This window comes from Pseudomonas sp. PVC-5-1 (genome assembly GCF_057444345.1).
On record NZ_CM172024.1, the window covers coordinates 1,699,326 to 1,714,036 of the forward strand.

General features: G+C 64.8%; 13 protein-coding genes. 4 read left to right on the plus strand and 9 right to left on the minus strand.

The features are described from left to right. The first annotated feature begins 169 nt into the window (after nucleotides 1-169). Together AC2T3R_RS07785 and AC2T3R_RS07790 are read left to right on the plus strand one after the other, a co-directional pair. On the plus strand, nucleotides 170-523 hold the full coding sequence (locus AC2T3R_RS07785) for a hypothetical protein (protein ID WP_486744883.1): 354 nt from the start codon (nucleotides 170-172) through the stop codon (nucleotides 521-523). Between the two features lie 266 nt (nucleotides 524-789). Then, nucleotides 790-1,221, plus strand: a complete 432-nt coding sequence (locus AC2T3R_RS07790) for a DUF2628 domain-containing protein (protein ID WP_015269456.1) — start codon at nucleotides 790-792, stop codon at nucleotides 1,219-1,221. A gap of 201 nt (nucleotides 1,222-1,422) precedes the next feature. Here the strand turns inward: AC2T3R_RS07790 and AC2T3R_RS07795 are convergent, their stop codons facing one another. From AC2T3R_RS07795 to AC2T3R_RS07825, 7 genes are all read right to left on the minus strand, one after another. Continuing rightward, nucleotides 1,423-1,689 carry a hypothetical protein gene (locus AC2T3R_RS07795; protein WP_182328527.1) on the minus strand — a complete coding sequence of 89 codons (267 nt, stop codon included), beginning with the start codon at nucleotides 1,687-1,689 and terminating at the stop codon, nucleotides 1,423-1,425. Between the two features lie 443 nt (nucleotides 1,690-2,132). Further along, nucleotides 2,133-3,767, minus strand: coding sequence for a BatD family protein (locus tag AC2T3R_RS07800; RefSeq protein ID WP_486744884.1), 1,635 nt, complete (start codon nucleotides 3,765-3,767; stop codon nucleotides 2,133-2,135). Beyond that, nucleotides 3,764-5,482: a vWA domain-containing protein gene (locus tag AC2T3R_RS07805; RefSeq protein ID WP_486744885.1), complete on the minus strand. Its 1,719-nt coding sequence runs from the start codon at nucleotides 5,480-5,482 to the stop codon at nucleotides 3,764-3,766. Before AC2T3R_RS07805 ends, AC2T3R_RS07800 begins: the two co-directional genes overlap by 4 nt. After that, nucleotides 5,479-6,555, minus strand: coding sequence for a vWA domain-containing protein (locus tag AC2T3R_RS07810; protein WP_486744886.1), 1,077 nt, complete (start codon nucleotides 6,553-6,555; stop codon nucleotides 5,479-5,481). Before AC2T3R_RS07810 ends, AC2T3R_RS07805 begins: the two co-directional genes overlap by 4 nt. After that, nucleotides 6,548-7,042, minus strand: a complete 495-nt coding sequence (locus AC2T3R_RS07815) for a DUF4381 domain-containing protein (RefSeq protein WP_015269461.1) — start codon at nucleotides 7,040-7,042, stop codon at nucleotides 6,548-6,550. The genes AC2T3R_RS07810 and AC2T3R_RS07815 overlap by 8 nt, the downstream gene beginning before the upstream one ends. A gap of 13 nt (nucleotides 7,043-7,055) precedes the next feature. Beyond that, a complete protein-coding gene (locus AC2T3R_RS07820; protein WP_013971643.1) occupies nucleotides 7,056-8,000 on the minus strand; it encodes a DUF58 domain-containing protein in 945 nt (314 codons plus the stop codon). A gap of 4 nt (nucleotides 8,001-8,004) precedes the next feature. Beyond that, the gene (locus AC2T3R_RS07825) at nucleotides 8,005-8,964 is read right to left on the minus strand and encodes an AAA family ATPase (protein WP_013971644.1); all 960 of its coding nucleotides are present in this window, start codon (nucleotides 8,962-8,964) and stop codon (nucleotides 8,005-8,007) included. A gap of 231 nt (nucleotides 8,965-9,195) precedes the next feature. On the opposite strand from AC2T3R_RS07825, the gene AC2T3R_RS07830 reads away from it, so the two are divergent. After that, the gene (locus tag AC2T3R_RS07830; RefSeq protein ID WP_486744887.1) at nucleotides 9,196-10,503 is read left to right on the plus strand and encodes a DUF2235 domain-containing protein; all 1,308 of its coding nucleotides are present in this window, start codon (nucleotides 9,196-9,198) and stop codon (nucleotides 10,501-10,503) included. 88 nt (nucleotides 10,504-10,591) lie between these two features. Here AC2T3R_RS07830 and AC2T3R_RS07835 read toward each other — a convergent pair whose 3' ends face one another. Both AC2T3R_RS07835 and AC2T3R_RS07840 read right to left on the minus strand, forming a co-directional pair. Beyond that, complete coding sequence (locus AC2T3R_RS07835; RefSeq protein ID WP_486744888.1) at nucleotides 10,592-11,788, minus strand: MFS transporter; 1,197 nt, start codon at nucleotides 11,786-11,788, stop codon at nucleotides 10,592-10,594. A 59-nt stretch (nucleotides 11,789-11,847) separates the two neighbouring features. Then, complete coding sequence (locus AC2T3R_RS07840; protein WP_410953202.1) at nucleotides 11,848-13,062, minus strand: benzoate/H(+) symporter BenE family transporter; 1,215 nt, start codon at nucleotides 13,060-13,062, stop codon at nucleotides 11,848-11,850. 102 nt (nucleotides 13,063-13,164) lie between these two features. Here AC2T3R_RS07840 and pdxR point away from each other — a divergent pair, with 102 nt between their 5' ends. Beyond that, nucleotides 13,165-14,676, plus strand: coding sequence for a MocR-like pyridoxine biosynthesis transcription factor PdxR (gene pdxR, locus AC2T3R_RS07845; RefSeq protein WP_410953203.1), 1,512 nt, complete (start codon nucleotides 13,165-13,167; stop codon nucleotides 14,674-14,676). The last annotated feature ends 35 nt before the right edge of the window (nucleotides 14,677-14,711 follow it).

Here is a 14,711-nt window from a genome sequence, read left to right on the forward strand (position 1 = left end):
ATGATTGCTAAGGCTGATAAATTGGGTTCGGAACTGCAGCGGGTCAATAGTTCGCCTTCGGGGTATTGAGGTGTATGAAAATGAATTGGCCTGAATCTTTGAGGCGGCGTATTGTAACGAGCTAAAAGGTTATGATGTATATTTTTCACCTGACGATGTCCCTAGAATAATGTCTGTCATTGCGATTGTGATGGAGGGGGCTGGGATCTCAGCTTCAGTCCTTATGAAACTCCATCGTGTACTTGGTGTCCCATTGTTGCAGTTGAAATCAACGATTCTGGCGCATGAGCCAGTATTAGAGTTGGAGATTTTTGACGGCGACTACCACGATCATGCAAAAATGATTCGATCAGTTTGTGCTGTGCTAACTGCGGAAAAAGTAGATGCGTCTTATTACGAAATTCCCTGTGGTCAGCAATATGTAGGGAACCCCCAGTTATCCATTTGGAAAATCGATTCAAATCTGGTGGAGGATATATTGAGTGCGGCTGATGATGAGGTGGAGCGACAGCTCAATAGTTAGTCTAATAGGGGGTATACGAAGTTCCTCAGCGGCACCCGCGTTCACCTGCACTACGACAACCCGCTGGGTCGCCTGAGCGACATCAATCGTTTGGTGAACAACGAATTTCTGATCGCGCCGATCTGGAAGCCTTGAGCGTTCTGTGACTTGGCTCTCGCTTTGCGGGAGGTATCAAGCTTGCCCTCAAAGGCATGCTGATTTACCCTCCGAACCGGCCATGATCATGGCTATTCGACACTCACGGACGACGATCACAGGAGTCACCAATGGAAGGCATCCCACAAACTCAATCCACCCCAGATAACCTCAAGCCAAAATGGCGGGAGCGCTTCGCTTTCTTCGATCAGTACGGCGCACCCACCTCCGAGCCCTACAAAGCCGCTTTCCGCGCCTTGCCATTTGGCAAGAAGCTGCTGATCAACAACAACTTCATCGCCTTTTTCTTCGGCCCGATCTACTGGTTCGTACTGGGGCTGTGGAAGAAGAACCTGGTCATGCTGGCCATCATGATCGCCATCGGCGTTCTCCTGAGCTACTACGAGATCGCGACGGGTAGCGAAATCCCGCGCCCGGTGGATAACGGCATCAGCATGGCGTTTGCGTTTCTGTACAGCTTCCTGACCAACCGTGCCTACTACCTGAAGCAGACCAAAGGGCAGCAGAGCTGGAACCCGTTCGAGGGGCAGCGGTTCATCTGAGCCGTCAGCCAGTTCAACCGGTGCTCGCAGGTTGATGAAGCCCCAATCACGGTCTCTGTAGGAGCGGCCTTGTGTCGCGAAAGGGCCGCAAGGCGGCCCCGGCGATTTTGCGGTGATGCGCAGATCCTGGGGGCGCTTCGCACCCCTTTCGCGACACAAGGCCGCTCCTACAGGGGGCGCGCATGGCTTGGGGCTGTGTAGTCAGTGCCGGGTGATATCCCCGGTTTGCCGGTGCAACAGCAACTCGGCCAAGGCCTTGGTCATCTGTACGTGATGCACCGCGTTGACCAGCATGTTGATGCCGGGCTCGCCGGCATTGGCGCAGATGTATTCGTCCAGCGAGTCTTCGATGCCGGCCATCAGCTGGAGGGTGTGGATCAGGGCGTCAACCGAGGGTGTGTCCTGGTTGATGGTGTAGAAGGGGCGGGCCGTTAGTTTTACGGGTGGATCGGGGACGATCTTTTTCATGATTAAAACCCTTTGCTTGATCAGAGAATGCCACCACCGCAACCTTCTCACGGGTTTAGGTGGCAGCCGTGCGCGGGGTGAGAAACCGAGGAAGCAAAGGAAAACTCGGCCAGACCGAAGTCTGCCCGCGCGCGGCCGCCATGAAAGCTGACGGAATTTGCTTATCGTCGGGTTCTCACACCCGGTCACCGAAGCGACCCGGAAACGTTATCCGTGAGGTGTTTCCCCGACAACAGCGATAGTTCGGCAGCGCGCGTAGGATAATTCCTAAGCGGGTTGATCCTGAAGCATTGGGGGGCAGGTTCAGAAATATCTTACGGTGGCACCGGCTGCGCCGGTGTTCGCGGGCACGCCCGCTCCCACAGGTACTGCGCAAGGTTCTCGGCGGGCGCGGTCACTGTGGGAGCGGGCATGCCCGCGAAGAGGCCTGCACAGGCAGCACATCACTTGGGATAGAGCGGCGGCAGGCTGCCGTTCTCGCCGGTCGGCAGCAATACCTGCTCAGCCGGGGGAATCGTACCGATCGCCCGCCACAAATCTTCACCCTGCCAATACTGCCCGCTCTCGCTATACAGCGCCCCGTTCAACCCATCCAGTGCATCCGACAACGGCACGAACCGCGCCGCCATCTCGGCCAGGGTTTCCGGCTGCTGGCGGGCCCAGGCGTCCAGCGCCTGGCGGGTTGCCTGTGGGTCGTTGGCCTGGCACGCGCGCTTGAGATCATCCAGCAAGGTACGCGGGCTCGGCCCGGCCTGCGCGGCACGCAGCACCGCTGGCTGCGAGCGGGCGCGCCACCACAGGGCAAAGCCCAGCACGGTGGTGAGGGCGAACACCAGGGTGGCCAGCTGCCAGGGCCACAGCAAGCTGCTGGCACTGCTGTTGTCGCCGACCGGGGTGTCGGCGCTCAGCGCCGGGTTGTCCTGCACATTCAGCGTGCGCGCCGGCAGGCTGCTGTGCTCCAGGTGGTCTTCTCGGGTATTCCACCAGGCCACTTCCAGCGCCGGCAGGGCCAGCGCGCCGCTGTGGGTCGGCACCAAGGCTTCGCGCTCTTCGCGGTTGGCAATCATCCCTCGTTCGCTGATTTCGTTGCGCAGCAATGGCTGGTCGGGGTACCGGCGCAGGCCGGTGATTTCGGTGGCTGGCAGCGGTGGCAGCTGGGTGCTGGACAAGCCTTCGGCACGCAGGGTGATGTTGCGGGTCAGCGAGTCGCCAATCTGCACCTGCTGGTTGCCAGGGTCGGGGTTCCAGTGCTCTTCAAGTGTCAGGCTGCGGGCCGGTAGCCAGGGCACGCCAGCAGGCCAGGCCGCCGGAATCGGCCGCACGGCCAGGCGCAATGGCAACGAGCTGACCTGCACCTGGTGGCCGGCCCGGGCCGTGCCGTTGGCTTGCGGGGCCTCGTCCTGGCTGGCGGCGGCGGTGGCGGTGAAAGTCAACGGCGGGATGTCGAGGGTGCCGCTTTGTTGGGCATACACGGCATAGCGGGTTTCGATCACGCCGTGGCGGACGCCGTTGATTTCCTTTTCATAGGTGCGCGATTCACCCAGCGGTTCGACCTTGGCGTTTTCCAGTTGCAGCGGGCTGAGGCTGCTGTCGTCGTACAGGGCCACTGAATGGTAGATGCGCAGGGTGAGCACGGCCTGGGCCTGGACGTAGACCTCGCTGCTGTCGAGCGTGGCTTCGATGAACACCTGTGAGGCACTGTCCTGGCGGCTGGCATCGGCCTGCAGCACTTGCAGTTCGATGGCCTGGCTGTGCGACTGGCCCAGTTGCAGTTCGGGGATGCGCAGGCTGCCGCTGCGCCGCGGCAGCAGGGTGATGATCCAGCGGGTACTGGCGCGGGTTTCGCCGTCGAGGCTGTGCAGGCTGTTCAGCTGGCGCGTGCCGCGCACTTCGAAGTCACCCTCCAGCGCGCGCAGGTCGGGCTTGCCGAACTGGGTGACGTCCTGGCTTTCCAGGGTCAGCTCCAGGCTTTCGCCGGCTTCCAGGCGGGTACGGTCGACGCTGGCTCGCAGCAACGGTTCGGCCTGGGCCAGCACGGCCCACAGCAGACTGAGGAGAAAGACGCCGAAGCGACTCATCGTGGGGTTTCCTGATGCAATTGCTGTTCATACCAGAATTTGCGCCGCAGCAGCTCCGCCGGGTTGTCGGGGATCTCCCGCAGCCATTGTTCCAGGGCCTGGCGCTGTTCGGCATCGAGGCTGGTCGATACCGGGCGCTGCGGCGGCTGGATGACGCTGTCATCCGCGCCCGCTTGGTTGCCGGGCGCTACCTGGCTGTTGCTGCTGCCTTCGCCGGGCTGTTCGGCGCTGGCTTGTTCGTCGTTGCCGGGCGTGCCTTGGGACGGGCTGCTGGCCGAGCTGCTGTTGCCTTCGGTTTCGCTGCCGGGCGTGCCTTGGGCATCGCTGTTGGCTGGTTGTTCCTCGGCCTTGGCTTCGCGCTGTTGCAGCAGTTGCTGCACCAGTGCCTGGTTGTCCAGCGCCGCTTGCAGGTCGGGCTGGCGTTCCAGGGCTTGTTCGTAAGCGTCCAGGGCTGCTTCCAGTTCACCGCTATGGGCCAGGGCATTGCCTCGATTGTAGTGGGCGGCGGCGGTGTCGCCTTGGGAAAAGGCTTCGGCGGCGCCAGCATAGTCGCCCGCCTGGTACAGGGCCATGCCGCGCCATTGCGGGTCCTGGAACTGGCGCGCGGCACTGGCCGGGCGGTTCTGCTCCAGCAGGCGCTGGCCTTGCTGGTCGGGGCGCAGCCACAGGTCGTTGAACTCGAAGGCCTGGCTGGGCTGGGGCAGGGCCAGCAGCAGCGGCAGGCAGAACAGCCAGCCGCGTCGGCCGGCACAGGCGGCCAGCAGCAACAGCGGCAGCAGCAGCCAGTAACCCTGGTCGGCCCAGCTGTCCAGTTGCAGGGTCTGGCCGTCATTGCGCCCGGCGCGCGGGTTGTCGAACAGGCCCAGGCCACGCAGGTCGAGGTCGTCGATGCGGGCATGCCGGTAGCGCCCGCCGGTGCCGCTGATGAAACCCTTGAGGCTGGCGCTGTCCAGACGTGGCAACAGGATGCCGCCCTGGTCGTCCTTCAGGTATTCGCCATTGGCCTGGCGCACCGGTGCGCCTTCGCGGCTGCCGATGCCCAGCATCAGCAGGCTCGGGCCCTGGCGGCCGAGGGCCTGGGCGATGCCTTCGCGCTCCGGGGCGCTGAGCGACGAGCCGATCAGCAGCAGGCGGCCCTGGCCCAGGCCGCTCTGGGCAAGCAGGGCGAGGCCTTTTTGCACGGCCAGGTCGGCGCGCTGGCCGGGCTTGGGCATGATCGATGGGTCGACCGCCTCGAGCAGGTTGCGGCTGGTGGCCAAGTCATCAGACAGCGGCACCAGGGTGTGTGCGGAGCCAGCGTAGACCACCAGCGCGGTCTGGCTGTCGCGGCGGTGCTCCAGCAGGTCGAGGATTTTGCGCCGCGCCTGCTCCAGGCGGTTGGGCGGGCTGTCCTCGGCGAGCATCTGCGGGGTCAGTTCGAGCAGGATCACCAGCGGGTCGGCCGGGCGCTGGCGGCTTTCTTCCACGCGCTGCCAACTGGGCCCGAGTAGTGCCAGGATCACCAGCACCCAGGCCAGGCCCAGCGCCACCCACGGCAGCTTGCTGGTGCTGCCGCTGCCACCGCCGAGCAGGACGCCATGGAACGCCGGCGGCAGAATCATCTGCCAGCGCCCGGCGCGCTTGCGCCGGTGCCACAGTTTGTACAGCAGCCAGGCGAGCAGGGGCACGGCCAGCAGCCAGAGCGGGCGCAACCATTCGGGCCACAGTTCGATCATCGCCGCCTCCTCAGGCGCAGGCGCTTCAGGCGCTGGCGCCATTCCGGGTGCGGTTGCAGGAAGCGCGGCTTGCGCAGCAGGCGGTGCAGCACGTTGTCGGGCCATTGCACGGCCAGTACCAGCAGCACGCTCAGCAGCAGGGCCAGGGCCAGGGGCCAGGCATACAGGGCCTTGGCCGTGCGCGCCTGGGTCGGCTGCTGGGCCACCGGTTCGAGCTGGTCGAGGGTGTCGCCGATGGCGTCCAGTTCGGCGCCGTCATGGGCGCGGAAGTAGGTACCGTGGGTGATGTCGGCAATTTCCTTGAGCGAGGCTTCGTCCAGGTCCAGGCTCGGGTTCAGGCCGAGCAGGCCGGGGGTGCCACTGGCTTCGGGGTTGGCGCCGATGCCGATGGTGTAGATGCGCACGCCTTCCTGGGCGGCCAGGCGGGCGGCGGTCAGCGGGTGGATCTGCCCGCCGTTGTTGGCACCGTCGGTGATCAGCACCAGCACCCGGCTTTGTGCCGGCCGTTGACGCAGGCGCTTGACCGCCAGGCCAATGGCGTCTCCGATGGCGGTGTTCTTGCCGGCGATGCCGATCTGCGCCTCGTCGAGGAAGGTGCGCACGGTGCGCCGGTCGAAAGTGAGCGGCGCCTGCAGGTAGGCCTGGCTGCCGAACAGGATCAGGCCCACGCGGTCGCCCTCGCGGTCCTGCAGGAAGTCGCCGAGCAGCGCCTTGACCAGGTCGAGGCGGCTGATTTCTTCGTTCTGCCACTGCATGTCGGGGAAGTCCATCGACCCGGACACATCCACCGCCACCAGCAGGTCGCGGCCGCTGGCAGCCACTGGCACTGGCTCGCCCAACCATTGCGGGCGGGCGGCGGCGCACAGCAGCAACAGCCAGATGACGACAAAGGGCGCCTGCTGGCGCCAGGTCGGCAGGTTGAGCCGCGCGCGGCGCCCGGCCAGGCCTTCCAGTTCGTCGAGGAAGCCCACCTTGAGCACCGGTTCGCCGCTGTCGGCGGCCGGCAGCACCAGGCGCGCCAGCCACGGCAGCGGCAACAGGGCGAAGACCCACGGCCAGGCCAGTTCAAACATGCTTGCGAATCCAGGTTTCGACGGCTTGGCTGAGCCCGGCGATGGCCTTGTCGTCGAGCTTGCACTCGGGTTTGTAGGCGCCTTCGACCAGTACCATCCAGCGGGTCAGGCCGGCGGCCGGGCAGCGGTTGTCGAGAAACGCCAGCCACTGGCGGCCGTTGAGGGTATGGCTGTTGGCACCCGGGTAGTGGCTGCGGCACAGGCGCTTGAGCAGGGCGTTGATCTGTTGCAGCCACGCCCCGGCCGGGGCGCCGTCGTAGGGGCGCGGCAGGCGGGCAAGTTCGGCCAGTGCTTCCACGCGTACCGGGTCCAAGGGTTGTTCGGCACGCACGATACGGCGTTTGCCCGGGCGCCAGTGGCGCACCCGCCATAGGCCCCAGGCCAGCAGCGGCAGCACGGCCAGCAGCAGCCACCAGCCGGGTGCCGGTGGCCAAAGGCCGATCGGCGCGGGGGCGATCAGCGGCTGCAGTTGATCAAGCGGGTTCATTGGCCGCTGCTCTTCATGACGCGCTCCGTGGCCGCTGGGCGTTCAGGTACTCGCGCAGTTGCTCGATCATGTCGCTTTGGGTGCTCAGTGGCATCAGCAGCACGCGCAGCTTTTGCGCCATCAGCTCCCAGCGCTCGATACGCGCTTCGGCCTGCTGGCGGTAGGCCTGGCGCAGGTTGGCGTCCAGGGTGTCGAGCTCCAGCTGCGCGCTGCGCTGGGCGAAGCGCAGCAGGCCGGCGGCGGGCAGGGCATGATCGAGCGGGTCGGACACCGGCATCAGCAGCAGGTCGCAATGGCGCGAGAGCATGGCCAGGTGCTGCTCCACCTGGGCAGTGAGCGAGCGCTCATCGCAGATCACGATGGCCAGGCTGCCGGGGCGCAGCACTTCGCGGGCGCGGCGCAGGGCCAGGCCCAGGCTGTCGGCCCCGGGCGTGGCCTCGGTGTGCAGCGCCTGGTTGACCTTGGCCAGGCGGTTGAGCAGTTGCAGCAGGCTCTGCTTGCTGCGCCGGGGCTTGATTTCGTGGTGTTCGTTGTCGCCGAACACCAACCCGCCGATGCGGTCGTTGTGGCCCAGCGCGGCCCAGCCGAACAGCGCGGCGGCCTGGGCGGCCAGCACCGACTTGAACATCAGCCCCGAGCCGAAGAACAGCCGTTGGCTCTGCTCGACGAGGATGAAGATGGGCCGTTCGCGCTCTTCGTGGAACAGCTTGGTGTGCGGTTCCTGGGTACGCGCGGTGACCCGCCAGTCGATGTTGCGCACATCGTCGCCGGCCTGGTAAACGCGCACCTGGTCGAAGTCCACGCCGCGCCCGCGAAGCTTGGAGTGGTGCAGGCCCACCAGCGGGCTGCGTTGGCCGGGCCGGGAAAACAGCTGGATTTCGCGCACGCGGTGGCGCATGTCGATCAGCTCGGCAAGGCCGATGCGGATGCCGGGTTCGGCCAGCGATGCAGTGGGCATGGGCTCAGGCAACGGCGACGACGTCGAGGATGCGCTGGACCACGCGGTCCTGGTCGATCCCTGCCGCCTCGGCCTCGAACGAGAGGATGATGCGGTGGCGCAGCACGTCGAACAGCACCGCCTGGATGTCTTCGGGGCTGACGAAATCGCGCCCGGCCAGCCAGGCGTGGGCGCGCGCGCAGCGGTCCAGCGAAATGGAACCACGCGGGCTGGCGCCGTAGGCGATCCAGTCGGCCAGTTCGGCATCGAACTTGGCCGGGGTGCGGGTGGCCATCACCAGTTGCACCAGGTATTCCTCCACCGCGTCGGCCATGTACAGGCCAAGGATTTCCTTGCGGGCGGCGAAGATCGCCTGCTGGCTGACCCGGCGCTCGGGCTTGGTCTCGCCGCCCAGGGCTTCACCACGGGCCTGCAACAGGATGCGCCGCTCTACCGCAGCGTCGGGGAAGCCGATTTTCACGTGCATCAGGAAGCGGTCGAGCTGGGCTTCGGGCAGCGGGTAGGTGCCTTCCTGCTCGATCGGGTTCTGTGTGGCCATGACCAGGAACAGCGGCGACAGATCGTAGGTGCTGCGGCCCACGCTGACCTGGCGTTCGGCCATGGCCTCGAGCAGTGCGGACTGCACCTTGGCCGGGGCGCGGTTGATTTCGTCGGCCAGCACCAGGTTGTGGAAGATCGGCCCCTGCTGGAACACGAAGCTGCCGGTTTCCGGGCGGTAGATTTCGGTGCCGGTGATGTCGGCCGGGAGCAGGTCGGGGGTGAACTGGATGCGATGGAACTGCGCCTCGATGCCTTCGGCGAGCTCTTTGATGGCCTTGGTCTTGGCCAGGCCCGGCGCGCCTTCGACCAGCATGTGGCCGTCTGCCAGAAGCACGATCAATAGCCGCTCGACCAGTTTCTCCTGGCCTAGGATCTGGGAAGAAAGAAAGGTGCGCAGCGCGATCAGCGCTTCACGGTGTTCCATCGGTGACGGTTCCTGGTATGGGGCCGCAGGCGGCTGGAAGCAGCTGCCCTGGCAAGGGGTGATACTTTAATCCATCCGGGGGGGTGGCGACCAATGGCGGTAGGGAAATTTATCCTTGCCGGGGGCCATGCAGGTCCGGAAATGTCCTGTGTATCGCTGGCCATTGGCTGATGTTCCGCAGCAGCGTGCTGGCGCCTGCTTGTGCTTTTGGTACAAGCAGGAAGCACGACGATGGACCTGAACAGCTGTAGCACTGCACGCATCACGCCGGTCACCCTGCGTTTTGGCGTGTTCTTCGATGGCACCGGTAACAACCTGAGCAATGTGATGCCGGTGGATGCACCGGGGAACAAGGGGGGCAGTTATGCCAATGCCTTGAGCAATGTGGCCCTGTTGCATGCACTGTACCCGACGCAGGGGGCCAATGCTGATGAGACCATGGCGTTTCTGAAGCGCTATGTCGAGGGCGTGGGCACCCTGGCGGGGGAGGCGGATCATGCCTATGCCTCGGCCACCGGGTGTGGGCGTAGAGGAGCCGAGGCGCGTGTCACCGAGGCCTTGGCGGGGATTGCCGGGCAACTGCGGGACTGGCGCCAGGCGCACCCAAAGGCAAGGCTCGAGCGGGTCGAGTTCGACTTGTTCGGTTTCAGCCGCGGCGCTGCGGCTGTGCGTCATCTGGCCAACCTGCTGCATGATGGCGGCAGCAGCCTGTTGGCTGTGCCCTGTGGCATCGTGATCAACTTCATCGGCCTGTTCGACACGGTTGCTGCAATCATCGCTCCGCTGCAGGGCGACTTCGATCCTGCCGACGACCGCCATGGTGACTTGCGCCTGGGCCTGGGCGCGGGCATTGCCCGGCAAATGGTGCAGCTGGTGGCGGGGGACGAGCAGCGGCACAACTTCCCGCTGGTACGCAGCGGCCATGACATCGTGTTGCCAGGCGTGCACTCGAACATTGGCGGTGGTTACCCGGATACCACGCAGGAGCAGGTGTTGCTGTGCAAACCGCATTCTCAGCGGGTGCCGCTCAGAATGCGCGCCGAGCACACGCGTGTGCATGCCATAGTCAGTGCGTTGCTGGCGTCGTCGTTTGGCGAAATGGGCGCGCCCAGGCCGCGTGTGCTGGCCTGGGAGGTTCCGATTGCCGGTGGCCTGCCTAGCGAGGCGCAAAAACAGGTATATGCGGCGGTGTACCGCGAACGGGAAGTGGCGGGGCAGCTGTCGCGGGTGTACCTGAGCATCATGCGGGAGCTGGCGGTGCGCGCTGGTGTGCCGTTTGCGCAACTGGGCGGGCAGGTCGAGCACCGGCTGCCGGATGAACTGCTGGGCATCAGCCGCAAGTTGCATGCGTTTGCCCTGGGTGAATGCGAACAGCCTGGGTTGACCGAGGATGAGCAGCGATTGTTGCGAGACAGGTACGTGCATGCATCAGCGAACTGGAATGCGTTGAAGGGGTTGCACGGCAGTGTGCTGGATGTGTTGTTCGTCAATCGGCCGGGGGCAGGTGGGCGGGTGGTGCATGCCAATCCGGTCGCCTGAGTAGCCAGTGCGCAGATGAATCAATGGCCATGTGCTGTTCTGCAGGATCTGCCTTGCATTGCGAAAGGGCTGCAAAGCAGCCCTGGGGCTAGACAGGCTGTCGGTGCTTCCTGGCCAGGTAGGCCTCCTGCGCCAAGGTCAGCAGCACCGTCAGCAGCATGAACACGATCGATGCCACGAAGATGCCATGAGGCAGGCGTTGGTCGAGCATCCAGCCAAACGCCACCGGCCCGAGGGCACCGCCGATGCTGAAGCCGGTCGAGACCAGCCCGAACGCTTTGCCCTCGGCGCCGCTCGGTGCCGCCGCCTTCACCAGCATGTCCCTCGACGGGGCGATGATCCCGGTCAGCAAGCCAATGGCACCGAGAACCACCACCAACCCCCAGCCCCGAAGCAGCCCGAGGGCCACCAGCGTTGTCAACGCGGCAGCCAGGGCAAAGGCCGAGGCCGCCACCAGGCCGTGACGCCGGGTCCGGTCAGCCAAGGCCCCACCGCACAGTACACCTGCAGCACTGCTGAGCAGAAAGGCCGTGAGTGCCGTGTTGGCCCAGGCCAGGGTCAGGTCTTGGCCCTGGACCAGGGCGGCCACGGAGAACTTCTCGATGGCACTGGTGCTCAGGTTGAGCAAGATGAACAGGACCGTCAGCAGCCCGAGCATGGGCGTGAACAGTCGCGCGCGACCTGCTGCAGTGGGGCCAGCGCCGCCTTTGCCAGGCTTGGCAACGTGGTGGATTCCACTGCCTGGAACCGATATCAACAGCAAGGCGGCAACCCCCGCAGCCGCGCCCGCCATCAGGGCAGCCTGCGTGCCGAATAGTGCAGCGATGCCGAGAAATATAGCTGGCGTTACCGCCGAGCCGAGGAAGCCGGCAAAGGTATGGATCGAGAACGCCCGCCCCAGGCGGCCTTGTTCGATGCCGTTGGCCAGCAGCGCGTAGTCGGCCGGGTGGTACACGCCATTGGCCAGGCCGGCCATGGCCATCGCCACCAACAGCAGGATGTAGCTGGGGCTGACAGCAACCAGCAGGAAACTGATGCTGCCCAGCAGCAAGCCCGCCTTGAGCACCTTGCGCGCACCGTAGTGGTCGACGGCATAGCCTAGCGGTGCCTGCACCAGGGCGGAGACGACATTGAACACGGCCAGGGCTGCGCCGAGTTCGACGAACCCTACCCCCAGCAAGTCGGGGAGCACGGGTAGCAGCGCCGGGATAAGCATGATGTGCACATGGCTGACGAAGTGTACGGCAGCAATTTGGGTAAGAAGCTTGGGGCCAGCTTTGGGCATGTCGATACCTGTTGTACGGCGTGCGCACCTGGCGCACGGCAGGATGGTGGAAAGCCCGCTTACCGGGAGAAGTGGCAGAAACCGGGTAGGCGGCCGTTCAATACGGCATAGGCCAGCAAGCCAATGACCAGCCCCCAGAATGCCCCGCCAATGCCAAACAGGTTGATGTTGGCTGCCGCGGCCAGGAATGTGATCAGTGCCGCTTCGCGTGAACGGGCATCTGCCATTGCGTTGGCCAGGCTGGCGCCGATGGTGCCCAGCAGTGCAAGGCCGGCCAGCGTGGTGATGAAGGTGGCCGGCAGGGCCATGAACACACTGGCCAGGGTGACCCCGAATACCCCTACGAGGATGTAGCAGACGCCGGCAGCGATGCCCGCGACCCAGCGTTTGCCCGGGTCTTCGTGGGCTTCCTTGCCAGTGCAGATGGCGGCGGTGATGGCAGCGATGTTGAAGGCGTGCGACCCGAACGGTGCCATCAGCAACGACCCCAGGCCAGTGACTGCCACGATCGGATTGGCGCTGGTCTTGAAGCCATCGTTGCGCAGCACCAGCATGCCTGGCATGTACTGACCGGTAAGGGTGATCAGGAACAACGGCAGGGCCACGCTCAGGGCGGCGTTGAGGGAGAAGGTGGGCGCGGTGAACAACGGCGTGGCGAATTCCAGCCTGAGCGCTGTCAGGTCCACCTGACCCTGCAGTAGCAGGTAGCCCAGGCCCAGCAGCAGAATGCCTACTACGGCATAGCGGGCGGTAAAGCGTTTGAATGTTACATAGGCCGCGATCAACAGCCCGGCCAGGGCGGGGTCGACCGACAGGCCGCCGAATGCACCAATGCCGAATTGCAACAGGATACCCGCCAGCAGGCCGGCGGCAATTCCGCCCGGGATGGCCCGCACCAGGCGCTCGAAGTAACCGGTCACTCCCAGCATCACGAAGCCGGCTGCCGACAGCAGGTAGGCACCGATGGCGTCGCTGTAGGGCACGCTGGCCAGCGCTGTGACCAGGAACGCAGCGGCCGGCGTGGACCAGGCGGTGATCACCGGCTCGCGGCTGTACCAGGACAGGACCAGGCCACTGAGCCCGACGCCGATCGACACTGACCAGACCCACGAGGAGGTCAGCGCCGGGCTCAGCCCGGCCAGCTTGGCGGCCTGGAACACCAGGATGAAGGTGCCGCCATAATTGACTATTACCGAAACGATCCCCGCCACCACGGGGTGAAGGATGTCTGTCAGCCGTAGCGGGGTTGGAGCAGTGTGTGCGGGCGTGTTCATCGAGGCCTCGGTCGTTCTGGCGCATAGGGTTGGAAAGGCTGGTTTTTATAGCGCTAGAATGGCCGGTATAGCCCCACCACTTTTCCATACATGGCCATACCAATGTTCAAGCATGCACAACTGGAGTCGGTGAAAGCCTGGATCGGCGACCCAGAGCGCGCGTCACTGCCTTTGCACGTAAGAATCCAGCGTGCGATACGCCAGCTTGTTCTCGAAGGGGCGTTGCCCGTGGGCAAGGCGTTGCCCGCCTCCCGTGCGCTGGCGGCCTCGCTGGCTGTGTCACGGGATACGGTCGAGGCTGCATATGGCCAGCTGCACGCCGAAGGCTTCATCGAGCGCCGGGTGGGCAGTGGCAGCTTCGTTTCACCCCGTGCGCAGTACCTGCCGGCCCAGCCCCGGGGTCGCAAGGTGAAAGCCCCGGACGAACCGCCGGCAATCAGCCGTCGTGGCCAGGCGCTGTGCCAGGAGGGCGGAGTGCACAATTTCTTCGTTTCTCGGCCGTTTGCGCCGGGGGTGGCGGAAACCCGCAACTTCCCGTTGCAGGCCTGGGAAAAGCTGCAACGGCAGGTGTTCAAGGAACATGGCTCCCAGGCATTGCAGCCCAGTAGCGCGCAAGGTACCGAGCCACTGCGGCGGGCTATTGCCGATTACGTCAATCTTGAACGTGGCGCACAGGCCACGGCTGACCGCGTGCTCATCCTTACCAGTTCACAGCAGGCGTTCAGCCTGTGTGCCCACGTATTGGCCGACGCGGGCGACCAAGTGGTTATCGAAGACCCGGCCTACCATGGGGTCAGGAAGGCGCTGGGTGCTGCTGGCCTGCATTGCATCGCCGTGGCCGTGGACACGGACGGCATGCAGGTCGAGCAGATAACACGGCTGGCTCCCCATGCCAGGGCTGTTTTCCTGACCCCTTCGCATCAGTTCCCTACTGGCGTGACCCTGTCCCTGGACCGGCGTCTGGCGGTGATCGAGTGGGCGCGGCAACAACGCGCCTGGATCATCGAGGACGATTACGACAGCGAGTTTCACTATGCCGGCAAACCCACCGCGTGCGTGCAAGGCCTGGATGCCCACGACCGTACGGTTTACATCGGCACGTTCACCAAGTCTCTGTTCGCCGGCTTGCGCATTGCCTACATGGTCTTGCCGCCGCAACTGGTCGAGCCGATGACCGCTGCGCGAACCTTGCAGGACGGGCATACGGCTTCGCTGGCGCAACTGACCTTGGCCAGGTTCATCGAAGGCGGGCACTTCGGCGCCCATGTGCGCTTGATGCGGGCGATCTATGCGGAGCGCCGCGATGCCCTGGCGGCATTGGTGCAGGCACAGCTGTCGGACTTTCTTGTCGCGCGTGTGCCCGCAGGCGGCATGCAGATGCCTTGTGTTTTCACCAGGCCGATGCCTGAAGAGCAGGTCGTGAAGGCGGCGCAGGCCGCTGGTATCGACCTGCTGGGGCTAAGTGGCCTTTATGCGTCGACGAAAGGGGAGGCGGGATTGCTGATGGGGTTTGCGGCACATACCCCTGGCGAGCTGGCGATGGCCGTGGCAAAACTGGCGAAGGTGTTGCGCCAGGTCGAGTCTGGCCAAGGGCGAGCAACGTTGCCAGGATGAAGCCCGGCAGCAAGACGCCGCCGGGCAGTTGTCAC

Coding starts and splice junctions, on each gene's coding strand:
- AC2T3R_RS07835 (WP_486744888.1), bottom strand. CDS start 11,788: ATGCCCAAAGCTGGCCCCAAGCTTCTTACCCAAATTGCTGCCGTACAC.
- pdxR (WP_410953203.1), top strand. CDS start 13,165: ATGTTCAAGCATGCACAACTGGAGTCGGTGAAAGCCTGGATCGGCGAC.
- AC2T3R_RS07825 (WP_013971644.1), bottom strand. CDS start 8,964: ATGGAACACCGTGAAGCGCTGATCGCGCTGCGCACCTTTCTTTCTTCC.
- AC2T3R_RS07830 (WP_486744887.1), top strand. CDS start 9,196: ATGGACCTGAACAGCTGTAGCACTGCACGCATCACGCCGGTCACCCTG.
- AC2T3R_RS07790 (WP_015269456.1), top strand. CDS start 790: ATGGAAGGCATCCCACAAACTCAATCCACCCCAGATAACCTCAAGCCA.
- AC2T3R_RS07815 (WP_015269461.1), bottom strand. CDS start 7,042: ATGAACCCGCTTGATCAACTGCAGCCGCTGATCGCCCCCGCGCCGATC.
- AC2T3R_RS07785 (WP_486744883.1), top strand. CDS start 170: ATGTCTGTCATTGCGATTGTGATGGAGGGGGCTGGGATCTCAGCTTCA.
- AC2T3R_RS07805 (WP_486744885.1), bottom strand. CDS start 5,482: ATGATCGAACTGTGGCCCGAATGGTTGCGCCCGCTCTGGCTGCTGGCC.
- AC2T3R_RS07795 (WP_182328527.1), bottom strand. CDS start 1,689: ATGAAAAAGATCGTCCCCGATCCACCCGTAAAACTAACGGCCCGCCCC.
- AC2T3R_RS07840 (WP_410953202.1), bottom strand. CDS start 13,062: ATGAACACGCCCGCACACACTGCTCCAACCCCGCTACGGCTGACAGAC.
- AC2T3R_RS07800 (WP_486744884.1), bottom strand. CDS start 3,767: ATGAGTCGCTTCGGCGTCTTTCTCCTCAGTCTGCTGTGGGCCGTGCTG.
- AC2T3R_RS07810 (WP_486744886.1), bottom strand. CDS start 6,555: ATGTTTGAACTGGCCTGGCCGTGGGTCTTCGCCCTGTTGCCGCTGCCG.
- AC2T3R_RS07820 (WP_013971643.1), bottom strand. CDS start 8,000: ATGCCCACTGCATCGCTGGCCGAACCCGGCATCCGCATCGGCCTTGCC.